15 protein-coding genes and 1 pseudogene are annotated in these 16,989 nt (G+C 62.6%); 8 read left to right on the forward strand and 8 right to left on the reverse strand.

Annotation, left to right across the window (positions count from 1 at the left end; translation table 11 throughout):
• Positions 1 to 35: 35 nt before the first annotated feature.
• The 7 genes from MF410_RS18095 to MF410_RS18125 all read left to right on the forward strand — a co-directional run bounded on the left by MF410_RS18095 (position 36) and on the right by MF410_RS18125 (position 7,523).
• Entirely contained in the window at positions 36 to 230 is a 195-nt protein-coding gene (locus tag MF410_RS18095; RefSeq protein WP_003544544.1) for a hypothetical protein, read from the forward strand.
• A gap of 129 nt (positions 231 to 359) precedes the next feature.
• Positions 360 to 1,355: a P1 family peptidase gene (locus MF410_RS18100; RefSeq protein ID WP_097630096.1), complete on the forward strand. Its 996-nt coding sequence runs from the start codon at positions 360 to 362 to the stop codon at positions 1,353 to 1,355.
• 56 nt (positions 1,356 to 1,411) lie between these two features.
• Positions 1,412 to 2,332, forward strand: coding sequence for a LysR family transcriptional regulator (locus MF410_RS18105; RefSeq protein WP_097630095.1), 921 nt, complete (start codon positions 1,412 to 1,414; stop codon positions 2,330 to 2,332).
• Between the two features lie 150 nt (positions 2,333 to 2,482).
• Positions 2,483 to 4,012, forward strand: coding sequence for an ABC transporter substrate-binding protein (locus MF410_RS18110; RefSeq protein ID WP_179867214.1), 1,530 nt, complete (start codon positions 2,483 to 2,485; stop codon positions 4,010 to 4,012).
• 268 nt (positions 4,013 to 4,280) lie between these two features.
• Positions 4,281 to 5,228 carry an ABC transporter permease gene (locus tag MF410_RS18115; protein WP_097630093.1) on the forward strand — a complete coding sequence of 316 codons (948 nt, stop codon included), beginning with the start codon at positions 4,281 to 4,283 and terminating at the stop codon, positions 5,226 to 5,228.
• 3 nt (positions 5,229 to 5,231) lie between these two features.
• Positions 5,232 to 6,095: an ABC transporter permease gene (locus MF410_RS18120; protein WP_097630092.1), complete on the forward strand. Its 864-nt coding sequence runs from the start codon at positions 5,232 to 5,234 to the stop codon at positions 6,093 to 6,095.
• Positions 6,096 to 6,131: 36 nt separating this feature from the next.
• Entirely contained in the window at positions 6,132 to 7,523 is a 1,392-nt protein-coding gene (locus tag MF410_RS18125; protein ID WP_097630091.1) for an amidase, read from the forward strand.
• On the opposite strand, the gene MF410_RS18130 is transcribed toward MF410_RS18125, so the two are convergent.
• The 3 genes from MF410_RS18130 to MF410_RS18140 all read right to left on the reverse strand — a co-directional run bounded on the left by MF410_RS18130 (position 7,516) and on the right by MF410_RS18140 (position 10,311).
• The gene (locus MF410_RS18130) at positions 7,516 to 8,373 is read right to left on the reverse strand and encodes an NlpC/P60 family protein (RefSeq protein ID WP_097630090.1); all 858 of its coding nucleotides are present in this window, start codon (positions 8,371 to 8,373) and stop codon (positions 7,516 to 7,518) included. The two genes, MF410_RS18125 and MF410_RS18130, sit on opposite strands and share 8 nt — an antisense overlap.
• A 24-nt stretch (positions 8,374 to 8,397) precedes the next feature.
• Positions 8,398 to 8,748, reverse strand: a complete 351-nt coding sequence (locus MF410_RS18135; RefSeq protein WP_007634042.1) for a MarR family winged helix-turn-helix transcriptional regulator — start codon at positions 8,746 to 8,748, stop codon at positions 8,398 to 8,400.
• 171 nt (positions 8,749 to 8,919) lie between these two features.
• Entirely contained in the window at positions 8,920 to 10,311 is a 1,392-nt protein-coding gene (locus MF410_RS18140; protein ID WP_097630089.1) for a M17 family metallopeptidase, read from the reverse strand.
• Between the two features lie 144 nt (positions 10,312 to 10,455).
• Between MF410_RS18140 and MF410_RS18145 the strand changes: the two genes are divergently transcribed.
• Entirely contained in the window at positions 10,456 to 11,292 is an 837-nt protein-coding gene (locus MF410_RS18145) for a tetratricopeptide repeat protein (protein WP_097630088.1), read from the forward strand.
• A gap of 69 nt (positions 11,293 to 11,361) precedes the next feature.
• Here MF410_RS18145 and MF410_RS18150 read toward each other — a convergent pair whose 3' ends face one another.
• The 5 genes and pseudogenes from MF410_RS18150 to MF410_RS18170 form a co-directional block, all read right to left on the reverse strand.
• The gene (locus MF410_RS18150; RefSeq protein WP_097628320.1) at positions 11,362 to 11,994 is read right to left on the reverse strand and encodes a LysE family translocator; all 633 of its coding nucleotides are present in this window, start codon (positions 11,992 to 11,994) and stop codon (positions 11,362 to 11,364) included.
• A gap of 73 nt (positions 11,995 to 12,067) precedes the next feature.
• The gene (locus MF410_RS18155; RefSeq protein ID WP_003589212.1) at positions 12,068 to 13,054 is read right to left on the reverse strand and encodes a type II secretion system F family protein; all 987 of its coding nucleotides are present in this window, start codon (positions 13,052 to 13,054) and stop codon (positions 12,068 to 12,070) included.
• A gap of 15 nt (positions 13,055 to 13,069) precedes the next feature.
• Positions 13,070 to 14,077 carry a type II secretion system F family protein gene (locus MF410_RS18160; RefSeq protein ID WP_097628321.1) on the reverse strand — a complete coding sequence of 336 codons (1,008 nt, stop codon included), beginning with the start codon at positions 14,075 to 14,077 and terminating at the stop codon, positions 13,070 to 13,072.
• Between the two features lie 5 nt (positions 14,078 to 14,082).
• Positions 14,083 to 15,557 (reverse strand): annotated as a pseudogene (locus MF410_RS18165) (CpaF family protein).
• Positions 15,558 to 15,711: 154 nt separating this feature from the next.
• The gene (locus tag MF410_RS18170) at positions 15,712 to 16,989 is read right to left on the reverse strand and encodes a CpaE family protein (protein WP_239620441.1); all 1,278 of its coding nucleotides are present in this window, start codon (positions 16,987 to 16,989) and stop codon (positions 15,712 to 15,714) included.

Raw genomic sequence — 16,989 nt, forward strand, 5'->3', positions numbered from 1 at the left:
ATGGCTGCGCATGTCGCGCGGCAGGAGTTCTATCTATGAAGAAGCAAGTTATCGAATATGCAGGCGTTCCCGTCGGGATCGTCATTCCCGATGAAGACCGGCTGAAGTTCATCGCCGTGAAGTTTCATGTCCACGACCTCGACGAGCAGCGTTTCGGCTCGCCCGATGAGGTGCGGCTGGCCATCCACGATCTGATGACCCGCCGTCATCCGAAGCCGCTTCATGCCTGAGGGCATGAGGCCGGCAATAGCATTCACGGCTTTTTTCGATGTCCGACCGGTCCCGCCATTTGGGGCCGGTCTTGTTTTTTAAGAGCAATTGCAGTCCTATCGGCGGCCTATCCGCATAAGGATCCGCCCTTGCCCGATCTTCTGAACCTCATCACCGACATCGAAGGCGTTTCCGTCGGCCATGCGACCGACCTTGCGCTCGGTTCCGGCGTCACGGTCATCGTCTTCGACGAACCGGCCGTCGCCTCCGGCACGGTGCTCGGCGGTGCGCCCGGCGGGCGCGACACCGGCCTGCTCGATCCGTCGATGACCGTCAATGCCGTCGATGCCTTCGTGCTTTCCGGCGGCTCGGCTTTCGGGCTGGATGCCGCCGGCGGCGTGCAGGCGGGCCTGCGCGAGCTCGGCCGCGGTTTTGCCGTCGGGTCGGTGCGCATTCCGATCGTGCCGCAGGCGATCCTGATGGACCTGCTGAACGGCGGCGACAAGGATTGGGGCCTTCACTCGCCCTATCGCGACATGGGTTACACGGCACTCCAGGCTGCGGCCAAGGGCACATTCGCGCTCGGCACGACAGGTGCCGGGACGGGAGCGACGACGGCCACCGTCAAGGGCGGGCTCGGCTCGGCCAGCGCCGTCAGCAGCGCCGGGTATCGCGTCGCGGCGATCGTCGCCGTGAATGCGCTCGGTTCGGCAACGATCGGCGACGGGCCGCATTTCTGGGCGGCGCCTTTTGAAAAAGATGCGGAATTCGGCGGGCTCGGCATGCCTGCGGTGGCCGACCACCGGATGCGGCTCAAGGGCATGAACACGCCGGCAACCACGATCGGCGCAGTGGTGACCGATGCGCAGCTGACGAAGGCCGAGGCGCACCGGCTTTCGCTCGCCGGCCATGACGGCCTTGCCCGAGCCCTGCTGCCGGCGCACCTGCCGCTCGACGGCGACACCGTCTTTGCCGCTTCGACGGCGAAGCATCGAAGAGACGACATGGCGAGCCTGATGGAGCTGTGCCACCTCGCGACCATCGTCATGGCCCGGGCGATCGCCCGTGGCGTCTACGCCGCGACCGCCCTTCCGGTCGAGGGCGCACAAAAGGCCTGGCGCGACCGCTATCCGAGCGGCGGCTGATTGAATAGGGTCAGACTCTCTACAGATCCAATATGCCCAATGGCGGAGAGACGTGAATGCAGATCCGGGCGCTGATGTATTTCGACGAGCTGGTCAGGACCAATTCGATGCGCCAGGCGGCCGAAAACCTCAATGTCGCGCCGACGGCGATCAGCCGGCAGATCGAGAACCTCGAATATCATTTCGGCGCGCCGCTCGTCGAACGCAGTGCCCGCGGCGTCAAGCTGACGGCCGCCGGCGAACTGCTTGCCGCCCGCGCCGGCCGGACGTTGCGCGAACTCGATCACGTGCAGCAGCTGATCGAAGACCTGAAGGGCCTGCAGCGCGGCCGTGTCAGCATCTATGCCAATGGGGCGACCGTCGCCAATCTGCTGGCGCCGGCGCTTGCCGAATTCAGCCTGAAATATCCGAAGCTGCGCTTCACCGTGACAATCACCAGCGCGCGGCAGGCGGTCGATGCGGTCAACAGCGCCGAGGCGGATATTGCGGTGACGCTGTTTGCGCCACCGATGTCCGGCACCAAGGTCCGGCTGCGCTCCGAGATTGCCTATGATCTCATCGTCACGCCGCAGCATCCGGCCGCCGCGCATACCGAGATCCCTATCGGGCAACTTGCCGACTACGCATTGGCGCTGCCGGATCAATCCTTCGGCTTCCGCCAGGCTTTCGATGCGCTGTTCGAGAAGGAGGGGTTGAGCCTCGATCCCGTCTTCGTCACCAGCTCGCTCGAAATGCTGAAGGAACTTGTGCTCAGCGGGGCTGCGGCCACGCTGCTGCCAGCGCTGACTGTCCGCCGCGAGATCGAGGCGGGTCAGCTCCTTGCTATTCCGCTCGCCGGTAAGACCGGCATCCGCACCCATGTCGATCTCTGCGTTGCACCGGACCGGCAACTGTCCTTCGCCGCGACGAAACTGCTCGACTTCATCGAAAGGTTCATGCGCGAGCGCACGAACCGCCGGGCCGAGACGAAGGACTGACGCTTCGAGCTTGCATTGCCCCCAGATTTACGGTGTAGCTTTTTCGGCTACACTGAGCACACAAAATCGTCATTGTGTGTGCACCGGCATAGTGTCACTCTCCTCGCAAAAGGTCTTCGTCATCGACGCGCGGCCAGATAAGGGAACATGATGATCAAGCTTTCGTTTGCGCCTTCAGCGCGTTTCGCCCGGCGGCTTTCGCTCGGTGCTGCGCTTTCGGCCGGCCTGGTGATGACGGCAATGACGCCGGCCGAGGCGGCGAAGACCACGCTTAATCTCGGCATGAGCGTCGAGCCGACCGGTCTCGATCCGACGATCGCAGCACCGGTCGCGATCGGCCAGGTGACCTGGCAGAACGTGTTCGAGGGCTTGGTGACGATCGACCAGGCTGGTAAGATTCAGCCGCAGTTGGCGAAAAGCTGGGAGATCTCTCCCGATGGCCTGACCTATACGTTCAAGCTGCAGACCGGCGTCAAATTTCATGACGGCGAGGTTTTTGATGCCGCTGCCGCCAGGTTTTCGCTCGACCGCGCCCGCGGCGCGGATTCGATCAATCCGCAGAAGCGCTTTTTCGCCTCGATCGCCTCGATCGATACGCCCGATGCCGAAACGCTGGTGTTGCATCTTTCGGCGCCGACCGGCAGCCTGATCTACTGGCTCGGCTGGCCAGCCTCGGTGATGGTCGCGCCGAAGACGGCTGCCGACGACAAGACGACGCCAGTGGGCACCGGCCCCTTCAAATTCGCCAGCTGGGCGAAGGGCGACAAGGTCGAACTCGCCAGGAATGCCGATTATTGGAACAAGGATACGGCCGCCAAGCTCGACACGGTGACCTTCCGCTTCATCGCGGATCCGCAGGCGCAGGCGGCAGCGCTGAAGTCCGGCGATCTCGATGCCTTTCCGGAATTTGCAGCACCCGAACTGATGAGTTCCTTCGATGGCGATGCGAGGCTGGTCACCAGGATCGGCAATACAGAGCTCAAGGTCGTTGCCGGCATGAACAATGCCAAGAAGCCGTTCGACGACAAACGCGTCCGCCAGGCGCTGATGATGGCTATCGACCGCAAGACGGTAATCGACGGCGCATGGTCCGGCCTCGGCACGCCGATCGGCAGCCACTACACGCCGAACGATCCAGGCTATCAGGACATGACCGGCGTGCTGCCCTACAACGTCGAAAAGGCGAAGGCGCTGCTGACCGAAGCCGGCTATCCCAACGGCTTCACCTTCACGATCAAATCGCCGCAGATGGCCTATGCGCCGCGCAGTGCCCAGGTGATGCAGGCGATGTTTGCCGAGATCGGCGTAACGATGAATATCGAGCCGACCGAATTTCCGGCGAAATGGGTCCAGGACATCATGAAGGACCGCAACTTCGACATGACGATCGTTGCCCATGCCGAACCGCTCGACATCGACATCTATGCCCGCGATCCCTATTATTTCAATTACAAGAACGCCGCTTTCAACGCGCTGATGAAGAAGGTCCAGGAGACGACCGATCCCGCCGCGCAGAATGCGATCTATGGCGAAGCGCAGAAGATCCTCGCCGAGGACGTGCCGGCGCTCTACCTCTTCGTCATGCCGAAACTCGGCGTCTGGGACAAGAAGCTGAAGGGGCTGTGGGAGAACGAGCCGATCCCTTCCAACGTACTCTCCGGCGTTTCCTGGGACGAGTAGGCGGCGAGTTCGTGCGGATTGAGAGGCATGGGATGAGCGCAGGGAAGCTGCATAGCGAAACGCTCAATGCTGGTCGCAACCCTCTCCGTCCCTCATTGCTGGGCTCGACACAGGAATCCAGCGCGCCCAAGTCCTTGGGCGCGGGAGACTTCCGTGCCTGGACGAGAGTTATTCACGGCGCAGATGCGCCGTGGCTGGATTCCTGTGACGAGCACAGGAATGAGGGAGGGCGGGGAAGCCGCCGTGCCGCATCGAAAGCGTGGCACGCATGATCACCCTCCTCGCCCGCCGCTTCGCCGGTCTTCTCGTCACGCTGGCCGTCGTTTCGCTGCTGATCTTCGCCGTCATGGACCTTCTGCCCGGCGATCCCGCCTCGATCATGCTCGGCACCTCGGCAACACCGGAAACGCTTACCGCACTGCGCCACGATCTCGGGCTCGATCAGCCGCTGCTGCTGCGCTACGGGCAATGGTTGACCGGCGTGCTCTCCGGCAATCTCGGCAATTCCTTAACCTATGGCGTGCCAGTCGCGGGATTGATCGTCGAGCGGCTGGCGGTGACGCTGCCGCTGGCGCTGATGGCGATTATGCTTTCTGTGGCGATTGCCCTGCCGCTCGGGGTGCTGGCCGCCTCGCGCCGCGGCGGTGTCTTCGACATCATCGCAACGCTGTTTTCGCAGATCAGCATCGCCGTGCCCGCCTTCTGGGTGGCACTGCTGTTGATCATTCTATTTTCGACGATGCTCGGGCTGATGCCGGCCGGCGGCTTCCCGGGCTGGAGCTCCGGTCTGCTGCCGGCATTGCAGGCGCTGGTTATGCCCGCCGTCGCGCTGGCGATGCCGCAAGCGGGCGTGTTGACGCGGGTGGCGCGCTCGGCGGTGCTCGATACGATGCATGAGGATTTTGCCCGCACCGCCGTGGCGAAGGGACTGTCACGCAGTGCAGTGCTTTGGCGGCATATCGTGCCGAACGCGCTGATCCCGATCCTGACTATGATCGGGCTGCAATTCACCTTTCTCGTCGCCGGCGCGGTGCTGGTGGAAAACGTCTTCAACCTGCCCGGCCTCGGGCGGCTCGCGCTGCAGGCGCTCTCCCAGCGTGACATCATCGTCATGCAGGATGTCGTGCTGTTCTTCGCAGGCCTGGTCATCGTGATGAATTTCATCGTCGATCTCTCCTATCTGGCGATTGATCCCAGGATGAGAAAGGCGGCCTGACGCATGGCACCGATCGTATCCACCGCAATCATCAGCCGCCGCCGGGTCTTTAGATTTAGCCGGCGAATGAACCTGATTGCAGGGTCTGTCATCATCGGCCTGCTGGTCGCCGTTGCGCTGCTGTCGCTCGTCTGGACACCGCTGCCGCCCGCGAAAATGCAGATCATCCACAAGCTGCAGCCGCCGCTTGCCTTCGGCCTGCTCGGCACGGACCAATTCGGCCGCGATGTGCTTTCGATGCTGATGGCGGGATGCTGGAATTCACTGTCGATCGCCATCACTGCGGTTGCGATCGGCGGGACGCTCGGCTCGATATCAGGCATCTCGGCGGCGGCAATCCGCGGTCCCTTCGAGGCGTTGCTGATGCGGATCTGCGACGTCATCTTCGCGCTTCCGCCGATCCTGTCGGCCATGGTGCTCGGCGCCTTTCTCGGGCCAGGGCGGTTCACCGCGATCACCGCGATCGCCGTCTTCATGATCCCGGTTTTTGCCCGTGTCACACTCGCGACCTCGCTGCAGGCCTGGAGCCGCGACTATGTGACGGCGGCGCGCGCGATCGGCAATACACGCCTGACCATTTCGCTGCGCCATGTACTGCCGAATATCATCAGCCAGATCATCGTGCATGGTGCGATCCAGCTGGGGCTGGCGATCCTGACCGAAGCGGGTCTCAGCTTCCTCGGGCTCGGCATGGCGCCGCCGGCGCCGACCTGGGGCCGGATGCTTGCCGATGCGCAAACCTATCTGGCGCTCGCCCCCTGGCTGGCGATCCTGCCCGGCCTTGCCATCGCTGTGACCGTCTTCGGCTTCAACATGCTCGGCGACGGTTTGCGCGATCTGCTCGACCCGCGCGAGGCGAGCCGCTGATGTCCTCCCAAGACGAAAAGCCCGAAAGACCATGCCATGACCGAAACCGACCTCACCATCCGCCAACTCAGGCAGCGTTTCACCGATAAAAGCCTTTCCCCTCTCGAATACTGGCTCGCCCTCGAAGACCATATCGCCGCCTGGGAGCCGTCGATTTCGGCGCTCTACCTCTACGATCCGGAATCGGCGCGCGCCCAAGCGAAAGCTTCGACGGAGCGCTGGGCGAAGGCAGAAACGCTAGGTCCCCTCGACGGCATCCCGGTGACGCTGAAGGAACTGATCGCCACGAAGGGCCAACCGGTGCCATCAGGCACAAGGGCAGTGGAACTCAAACCGGCAGAGGCCGACGCGCCGGCCGCGGCCCGGCTGCGGGAAGACGGCGCGGTGATCTTCGCCAAGACCACCTGCCCCGATTACGGCATGCTTTCCTCCGGGCTTTCGAGCTTTCATCCTCTCAGCCGCAATCCCTGGAACACCACGCAGAATCCCGGCGGATCGAGCGCCGGGGCTTCCGCAGCGGCAGCGGCCGGTTACGGACCGCTGCATATCGGGACCGATATCGGCGGCTCGGTGCGCCTTCCCGCCGGCTGGACCGGCATCTTCGGCTTCAAGCCAAGCCATGGCCGCATTCCGGCCGATCCCTATTATGTCGGGCGCTGCGTCGGGCCGATGGCACGCACAGTCGAGGATGCGGCCTTTTCGATGGCGACGCTGTCACGGCCGGACTGGCGCGACGGCACCAGCCTCCCGCCGAACGATTTCAACTGGATGGATCTCGACATCGACCTGTCGGGCATGACGATCGGGTTGATGCTCGATGCCGGCTGCGGGCTTGCGGTGGACGACGAGATCAGGGCCGCGGTCGAAACGGCGGCGAAACAATTCGAGGCGGCCGGCGCGACCATTCTATCGGTCCAGCCAGTGCTGACACGTGCAATGCTGGATGGGCTCGACAATTTCTGGCGATCCCGGCTCTGGGGCGATATTGCTGATCTCGACGAGGAGCGGCGCGACAGCATCTTGCCCTATATCAGGGATTGGGCGAAGGGTGGCGCCGACATCCGCGGCGTCGATGCGGTCAGAGGCTTCAACCAGACGATCGAGATGCGCAAGAGCTGCGGACGGTTCTTCACCGAGGTCGACGCCCTGCTTTCGCCGACCAATCCGATCATCTCCTATCCGGCCGAATGGGCATCTCCGACCAATGATCCGGCCCTGCCGTTCGAACATATCGCTTTCACGGTGCCGTGGAACATGTCGGAGCAGCCGGCCGCCTCGATCAATTGCGGTTTCTCCCGCTCAGGCATGCCGATCGGGTTGCAGATCGTCGGGCCGCGCTTCGACGACATGCGGGTGCTCAGACTGTCGAAAGCCTTCGAGGACTGGACGGGTGGGGTAAGATCCTGGCCGCGGCCTCCGATCAGCTGACCGGGCGGCGATACCCGGTCGGTTGCTCGTAGAGCCAGCCGATGCGCTCGACCGCGGCCTCGAAATTCTCGCGCGCCACCGTCATGCTATGGCCGTTGGCGTGCAGAATGGTTTCCGGATCTTCGAAGACGGCGACATGACCCTTCCAGAATACCAGGTCGCCACGGCGGATTTCGGATCGGTCGATCGGCTGGCCGAGGCCTGCCACCTGCATATCGGTATCGCGTGGCGCAGCTCTGCCCGTCATCAGCATCGCCAGCTGGACGAGGCCGGAACAATCGATGCCGAGGCCGGAACGTCCGCCCCAGAGATAGGGCGTTTCCAGGAAACGGGCTGCGATCTCGACGTAATCGGCACCGTCGAGCGTGCCGATCGGCTGGACGTGTTTGGCGAAGATCGCGGTTCCATCCTCCAGCACGACATAGCGGTTACCGCGCGCTTCCGCCTCGCCGGCCACATGGACGCGACTTCCCATGGACAGGATCGCCTGGTGGGGTTTGCGCAGCTCCGGTTCCGGATAAAGGAAGGTGCGCTGGACGGTGACGAAATGGGTCGGCGCCGGCCTGCCTTCCGAAAGCGCTTCTGCGGAGAGATAACCGACATAGCCGTCCGAAGCGGCTTTCACCCAGCACCAGCCGTCGGCGCGATCGAACACCGTCACATCCTCGCCAAGCAGCACCTCGGTATCGATGCCGCGCGCAAGGTCTGGTTCGGGGCGCAAGGCCGCGACCGGAACGGCAATGCGGGCCGGGGCGCCTTCGACGAAGCGCAACGCCTCCACCTTGCCTTCAAGTCCCGCTTCAGCGAGATCCGGCCGATAGGCATGCAGGCGGCGGTCGAGCATCGTCATTGAGTTTCCTTTTCAATTGGCCTCTCAGAGCGGCAGCCGGCGGGCCTGATCACGGACGAGGTCGCCGAGCTTTTCCAGGTATAGCGCGCCGCCGACGGTACGCTTGATGATCACGCTGCGCCGGTCGGCATCGTCGCGCACACGATCGACCAGGCCCATCTCGCCCATCGTGTCCAAGGCGCGGGTAATGACCGGCTTGGTGACCTCAAGTGTCGCGGCAAGCCCGCGCACCGTATGCGGCGGCGGCACCAGATAAATATGCAGCAGGATCGCCATCTGGCGCAACGTCAAATCGCGGTCATCGTGGCGGACCTGATCGAGCGCCACGCCATGCCAGAGCCCCAGCGCCTGCGAGGCGGTCAGTTCGATCGGCACGGCCCCTCCGGAAAATCGTTACGCTAACGTTTCATTTTCCGGCAGTTGCCATGGACATGCAAGAGGCGGCAGCAATTGCCGCCCGGCAGGGTGAATAAAATTTTAACGATCGACAGCGGGGGCAGCGCATGAAAAGTCATGCCACCGCCCCTCAGCCCTCGTTTGCAGCCGTCAGCGCAGGCTCTCGCGGATATGATGGAAGAGCGCGCGGATGGCCTGTGCTTCACCGCCGCCCGGCGAATGCGGCCGCTCGGACTGGGCCCAGCCGTAAATGTCGAAATGCGCCCAGCTCTTCGCCTTGCCGACGAAACGCTTGAGAAAGAGCGCCGCGGTGATCGCTCCCGCCATGCCGCCGGCCGGCGCGTTGGTGAGATCGGCGAATTTGGCGCGGATATCCTTGTCATAACCGGAATAGAGCGGCAGCCGCCAGATCGGATCGTCGGTTTCCAGGCTCGCTTCGGTCAGGTCATGCGCCAGATTGGCGTCGTCGGTGAAGAAGGGCGGGAGATCCGGACCCAGCGCGACACGGGCCGCACCGGTCAGCGTCGCCATGTCGATCAGGAGATCGGGCTCTTCCTCGTCGGCATAGGCGAGCGCATCGGCAAGGATAAGACGGCCTTCGGCGTCGGTATTGTCGATCTGGACGGTCAGTCCCTTGCGGCTCTTATAAATGTCGCCGGGGCGGAAGGCATTGGACGAGATGGCGTTTTCGACGACCGGGACGATGACACGCAGATCGACCTTCAGCTTAGCGTCCATGATCATCAGCGCGAGCCCCATGACATTCGCCGCGCCGCCCATGTCCTTCTTCATCAGCAGCATGGAGGCGGCGGGCTTGATGTCGAGGCCGCCGGTATCGAAGCAGACGCCCTTGCCGACAAGCGTCACCTTGCGATGGCCCTTTTTGCCCCAGCGCAGCTCTAGAAGACGCGGCGCATCGGCACTGGCGCGGCCGACGGTATGAACCAGCGGGAAATTCTGCTCGAGCAGCTCGTCGCCCGTGATAACCGAAACCTCTGCCTTGTAATGTGCAGCCAAACCACGGAACACGGTTTCGAGTTGGTTCGGCCCCATGTCATTGGTCGGCGTATTGATGAGGTCGCGGGCGAGAAAGACGCCGGCAAGCTGGCGCTTGATGTCGGCACTGTCGGCATCGCGGGGGATCATCAGCGTCGCCGCCGGCGATTTTTCAGACTTGTAACGGTCGAAGCGGTAGCTGCCGAGACCAAAGCCGAGCGCCAGGCGATTTGCCGTCAGCGGTGCGGTTTCGATGTGCCAGTCGCCGGCGGGCAGCGCCCGGGCGAGCCTGCCGGTGATGTAAGGCTGCTCGGACGGATTGGTGCCGAGACCAAAAAGCGCGCCGCCGAGATGGCCTTCGGCCGTCGGAATCAGCAGCAGCGACCCGCTTTCGGCCTTGTAACCCGCCCTCTGCGCCCAATCGAGCGCGATCGGATCAATCGTGCCAGTCTCAATATGGGCAGGGGTGACGGCAAAGATCGGCAGCGTCGAACCGCCCTTCGTGTTGAAAGGGGTCGGTCTCTCGATGAACTGATAGGGGGCCATGATTGTCCTTCGGCGGTCGTAAGGAATCACTCCTTAACGGTCTGTTAGGGTTAACAGACTATTGCTGGAGCGAAGATTGCGTCAAACCTTTCCCTGTTCCGCGTTCGAGGTCAGGCGCCGATTTCGGAATCCAGGGAACGCGTCATGCCGGCCTCGCTCACCACCACATTCACCCATCGTCTCCTGCAGGGCGTTGCCGCATCGCTGCTCGTCCTGGCACTCGCCGGCTGCTCGACGACCAAGGATCGGATGACGACAGGCTCGGTGCCGAAGCTCACCAAGCCGGTTGAAGAGATGGACGCGACCGAGCTGCGCTCGGCAACCGACCGCCTCGGCCAGGCCTATGAAAAGAACCCGCGCGATCCGGTCACCGGCGTCAACTACGCCAATCTGCTGCGCATGAACGGCCGTGATGCGCAGGCGCTCGCCGTCATGCAGCAGGTGGCGATCAGCAATCCCGCCGACCGCAACGTGCTGGCCGCCTATGGCAAGGCGCAGGCGGCGGCCGGCCAGTTCCAGCAGGCGCTCGACACGATCGGTCGCGCCCAGACACCGGATCGTCCGGACTGGAAACTGATCTCGGCCGAAGGCGCGATCCTCGACCAGATGGGCCGGGCAAGCGATGCCCGGCAGCGCTACCGCGACGCGCTCGACATTCAGCCGAACGAGCCCTCCATCCTTTCCAACCTCGGCATGTCCTATGTGCTGACCGGCGATCTGCGCACCGCCGAAACCTACCTGCGCTCCGCCGCCGGCCAACCGACAGCCGACAGCCGCGTCAGGCAGAACCTTGCGCTCGTCGTCGGCCTACAGGGACGTTTCCCGGAAGCCGAGCAGATCGCGCGGCGCGAACTTTCGCCGCAACAGGCCGATGCCAATGTCGCCTATCTCCGCGGCATGCTCTCGCAGCAGAATTCCTGGCAGAAGCTTGCCGCCAAGGACAAGACGCCGGGTGCCGCGGACGGCAGCAACACCAACTGACAATGGTCTTAGACAAAAATTAGAGCATGATGTCGTCCGAAAACCGCTCACACTTTTCGGCATCATGCTCTAGCGGGCGCTCAGGCCCGACAGAATAAGACGCAATCCGAGGCCGCCCATGACGGCGCCGGCGGTCCGGTCGATCCAGCTCTTCGCGGCGAGATAGAGCCGCCGCGGATGGCGGGCCGAAAAGGCCAGCGCCACGATCGAATACCACCCCGCTTCCACCGCAAAGACGCCGAGCGGCAGCGCAATCATGAGATCGAGCGGCACCGTCCTCGGAAGGAGCGCGGCAAAGAGGCTGGCATAGACAATAATGGTCTTCGGGTTGCTGAGCTGGGTCAGTAGCGCGGTCATGAAGCTCCGCCTCGGTGCGCGGTGGCTATCGCCGGCTTCGCACACCTCCAGCGGCTCTCCAGCACCTCTCCAGATATTGACGGCGATATAGATGAGATAGGCGCCGCCTGCGACTTTGAGCAAGATATAGAGCCATTCGAATTGCGACAGCAGCGCCGTCAGACCGGCGAGCGCCAATACGGCAAAAACCACGCCGCCGGCGCCCATGCCGATTGCGGCCGCGAGACCATCCAGCCGCGACCGCGAAATGGCAATCCTGGAGACGACCACGAAGCTCGGGCCGGGACTCATCGCTCCGACCACCAAGGCTGCCATGATGCTGATGAAAACGCCTGCGGAAGACATTCAAGAACCCTCGTTCGAGATCGAAGGTATCGCATTATTCCTTAAATCGGAATCGATTTAACCGGCGGCAAGATCAGAACTTGTCTGACACCTGGATGCCGGCCGGGCCGAGGATGACGGCGATCAGCACCGGCAGGAAGAACAGGATCATCGGCACCGTCAGTTTCGGCGGTAGGGCGGCCGCCTTCTTTTCCGCTTCGTTCATGCGCTCGTCGCGCCCTTCCTGGGCGAGAACGCGCAGCGCCTGCGCCACCGGCGTGCCGTAGCGGTCGGCCTGGATCAGCGCTTGCGTGACCGAGCGTACAAGCTCGATCTGGGTGCGCGTGGCAAGATTTTCGAGCGCCACGCGGCGATCCGGCAAGAAGGAGAGCTCGGCCGTGGTCAGCACCATCTCCTCGGCGAGCGGTGGCGACTGCTCGCCGAGTTCTTCCGACACGCGACGCATCGCCGCCTCGATCGAGATGCCGGATTCGACGCAGATCAGCATCAGGTCGAGCGCATCCGGCCAGGCCCGCTTGATCGAGTGCTGACGCTTGCCCATGCGGTTCGAGATATAGATGTTCGGCGCGTAAAAGCCGACATAGCCGATGCCGATGACGGCAAAGAGGCGGATGGGCATGCCCCTTTCGGGCAGATTGCCGAGGCCGAAGACCCAGAAGGCGGCAAGCGCCAGGAAAAGGAACGGCAGCAGAAAACGCGCCACGAGGAAAGTATTCAGCGCATTCTCCGAGCGAAAACCGGCAGCACGCAGCTTGTTGACGGTATTCTCGTCGACGAGCGCCTTGCGCAGGTTGAAACGCTCGACGATCTGGCGGACCGAGCGATTGTTCTGGCTCCTGAGCGAGGCTTTGCCGGCGCCGGTTTCGGTGTTCATACGGGCGCGCTCGCGTGCGCGGATCTGCTCGCGCTCGGTCGAAACGGCCTTCATACGCTTGTTGAGATCGCCGCGCTCGAAGAAGGGGACAGCGATCGTATAAAACGTGGCGAAGACCGCAATCGCGACGAGGAGCGCGATCAGCATGCTCGGATTGGTCAGGGTTGCGGCAAGGTCCTGCGACATGGGGCGTCCTTCCGGCTAAATGTCAAAATTGACCATGTTGCGCATGACGAAGATGCCGATCGACATCCAGATCGCCGAGACGCCCATGATGAAATGGCCGCGTGGATCGGTAAAAAGGATCATCATGTAGCTCGGCGAGGTGAGATAGACGAGGGTCGCGACGATGAAGGGCAACGCACCGATAATGACGGCCGACGCCTTGGCTTCCATCGACAGCGCCGAGACCTTGGCCTTCATCTTCCTGCGCTCGCGTATCACCTTGGAAAGGTTGCCGATCGCTTCCGACAGATTGCCGCCGGCCTGCGACTGGATGGCGATGACGATGGCGAAGAAGCTGACTTCCTGGAGCGGCATGTGGGCCGTCATGCGGGCGCAGGCGTCGGGGATGCTGAGACCCACCTGCTGCGCCTCGATTACGCGCCGGAATTCGCTCTTCACAGGCTCGGTGCCTTCGGTGGCGATAAGACGGATCGCATCGTTCAGCGGCAGGCCTGATTTGATCGAGCGGGTGATCACGTCAAGCGCATTGGGGAGTTCATTGAGGAACTTGTTCTGGCGGCGCTTGATCAGGAAGCCGACGATCCAGCGCGGCAGGCCGAGACCGGCGACGACGGCGATCCCGATTATCACCATCAACGATACACCGATGATGAACGCCATGAGCAGCAGCACGCAGGCGAAGATGGCGCTGATGAGATAGAATTTCCCGACCGTGATCGTCAGGCCGGCCTGGACCAGCCGGGATTTCATCGTCAGGGTCTTCTTGGTCTTTTCGTGCTGGCGCTTTTCCAGATCTTTGAGATTGTCCTGCACCGATTTTCGGCGCTTCGACATTTCCTGCACCCGGTCGCGGGCAGCCTTGACCTTGACCCGGTCGCTTTCGGCCGATTTGACGCGGTCGATGCGGCTTGCCGATTTCTTGTCGGCCTCGATCCGGGAATACATCAGGGCATAGGCGACTGCCGCCGCGGATACGGCGGCGAGGACGACGATTGCCAGCACTATCGGATCGAACCCGAACATTTCGCCTAGTCCTTCGATTTCGCTTCCATCGCGTCGAGGGCGGCGGCAAGACGCTTTTCCTCGTTGAAATAGCGGGCGCGATCCCAGAAATGCGGTTTGCCGACGCCGGTCGACATGTGCCGGCCGATCAGGCGGCCGCCGGCATCTTCGCCTTCGATCTCGTAACGCATCAGGTCCTGGGTGATGATGACTTCGCCTTCCATTCCGATCACCTCGGTGATCTGGGTGATGCGGCGCGAACCGTCGCGAAGGCGCGCCGCCTGGACGATCACATCCACCGAGCTGGAAATGATCTCACGCACCGTCTTTGCCGGCAGAGTGAAGCCACCCATAGCGATCATCGATTCGATACGGCTCAGGCATTCGCGCGGCGTGTTGGCGTGGATGGTGCCCATCGAGCCGTCGTGACCGGTGTTCATCGCCTGCAGCAGGTCGAAAACTTCAGGTCCGCGCACTTCGCCGACGATGATGCGCTCGGGACGCATACGCAGGCAGTTCTTGACGAGATCGCGCATGGTGATCTCGCCCTCGCCTTCGATATTCGGCGGGCGCGTTTCCAAACGCACGACATGCGGCTGCTGCAGCTGCAGTTCTGCGGTATCCTCGCAGGTGATGACGCGTTCGTCCCTGTCGATATAGTTGGTAAGGCAGTTCAGCAGCGTCGTCTTGCCGGAGCCGGTACCACCCGAAATGACGACGTTGCAGCGCACCCGGCCAATGATCTGCAGCACAGTCGCACCCTCAGCCGTGATCGCACCGAAACGGACGAGCTTGATCGAGCGTCAGCTTGTCTTTCTTGAATTTGCGGATGGTGAGCGCAGGCCCGTCAATCGACAGCGGCGGCGCGATAACGTTGACACGCGAGCCATCAGGCAGGCGGGCGTCGCAGATCGGGCTCGATTCGTCGACGCGGCGTCCGACCTGGCTGACGATGCGCTGGCAGATCGAGAGAAGTTGCGCATTGTCGCGGAAGCGGATCTCCGATTCGATCGTCTTGCCGCCGACTTCGATGAAAGTCTGGCCGGCGCCGTTGACCATGATGTCGGCGATGTCGTCACGCGCCAGCAACGGCTCTAGCGGACCGTAGCCGAGGACGTCGTTGCAGATATCCTCGAGCAGTTCTTCCTGCTCGGAGATCGACATCGCAAAGTTCTTGATGGTGATGATGTCGTTGACGATGTCGCGGATTTCCTCGCGCGCGCTTTCGCCGTCGAGCTTGGAAAGCTGCGAGAGATCGATCGTATCGATCAGCGCAGAAAAGACCTGCGCCTTGGTGTCGTAATATTCATCAGTGCGGACAGGGCGCTTGCGCTGCGGCGTCTGCATCGGCGGCGGCGTCACCTGCTGGCGTGCGGGTTCGCGAGAGGGTTCGACCAGAATGGAGGGGAAGAGGCCGCAGGGGCGGCAGCCGGAGCCGACGGCGGGGAGCAATCGCCCCTCCGACCTTTCCGGACCCTTCATTTCCGCGTTTTCCAAACATGCCGCTTAATCCAATCTGCTTGTTCTAGTGCGTTTCCGTTTTCTCCGAGTCACGGAAATGCTCTATCTTTTTGTTTTGACGCAATTCCCGGCAAAAGCGCTTCGCGATTTGCCTGGCGAAACCGCTGCACAGTTTTGCTGGAATTGCTCATCGTCTACTTACGCTTCAGGAGGCCCAGCAAGCCGCCCTTCTTCGCCTTCCTGATTGCAATACGGCCGGTGACGATGTGCGCGATCTGCGAAAAGGTCTCCGCCGTCGGCGATTTTGGGTCGACTTCCGAGATCATCCGGCCGCTATTGGCGGCGTTGCCGAAAAGATTGATGTCGAAGGGGATGATCGCGATCGGATCGATCTCCAGCGGCTCACAGAAATCCGACGGTGAAATCTCCGGGCGCTTCGGCATGCCGACCTGATTGAGGACGAGATGCGGCGGCTTGTCGTTCGGCCGCATCTTGCGCAGCGCATCCAGCATGTTCTTGGCATTGCGCAGGTTGGCGAGATCGGGAACGGCGGTGATGACCACCTCGTCAGCGCTCGACAGCACCGAGCGTGTCCATTCCGACCATGCATGCGGAACGTCGAGCACGGTGACGGGCGCGCTGCGCTGCAGAACATCGAGCACCGGCTGGAAAGCATGGCCGTCGAAATCATAGGCGCGGTCGAGCAGCGAGGGTGCTGCAAGCAGGGAAAGATGCTCGGAGCATTTCGTCAGCAGGCGGTCGAGGAAGACCTCGTCGAGACGATCGGGCGCAAAGACCGCTTCGGCGATGCCGAGCGCCGGATCCTGATCGAAGTCGATGTTCGCCGTGCCATATGGCAGGTCGAGATCGGCCAGGATCGTTTCAGTGGAGAAGAGATTGGAAATGCCGAAGGCGCAATTATGCGCGATGGTCGAAGCGCCGGTGCCGCCTTTCGAGCCGATGAAGGCGATGCTGCGGCCGAGCGGCTCGGCTTCTGGATCGACGAAGATCGAGGCCATCGCCGTCAGAATATCAGGCATGGCGACCGGTTGGACCATATATTCGGAGATGCCGTTACGGATGAGTTCGCGATAAAGCGCGATATCGTTGTAGTAGCCGACGATGACGACCTTGGTCGTCGGGTCGCAGACAGCGGCGAGCGGCGCAAGCTCGGCGAGGAGGCTGCCCGCGTTCGCCTTGGTCTCGAGGATGATGAGGTTCGGCGTCGGGGCGCCGGAAAACATATTGGCGGCAGCGGCGATGCCGCCGCTGGTGATGCGCAGGCTGACCTTGGCCACACGTCGATCATTGGCGCAGCGTTCCATGACCTGCTGCAAAGCCTCACTCTCGCAGAAGGCATGCACGGAGATGCGTGGCAGCGGCCGCATGTTTTCCAAATCCGCCATGCGCACGGCCTCCTCGGCGTGGCGAAGCTCGCTCGGATTTTTGATTTCGTATTCGATCGCGCTCAT

The organism is Rhizobium sp. C104, assembly GCF_022354505.1.
GTDB classification, from domain to species: domain Bacteria; phylum Pseudomonadota; class Alphaproteobacteria; order Rhizobiales; family Rhizobiaceae; genus Rhizobium; species Rhizobium redzepovicii.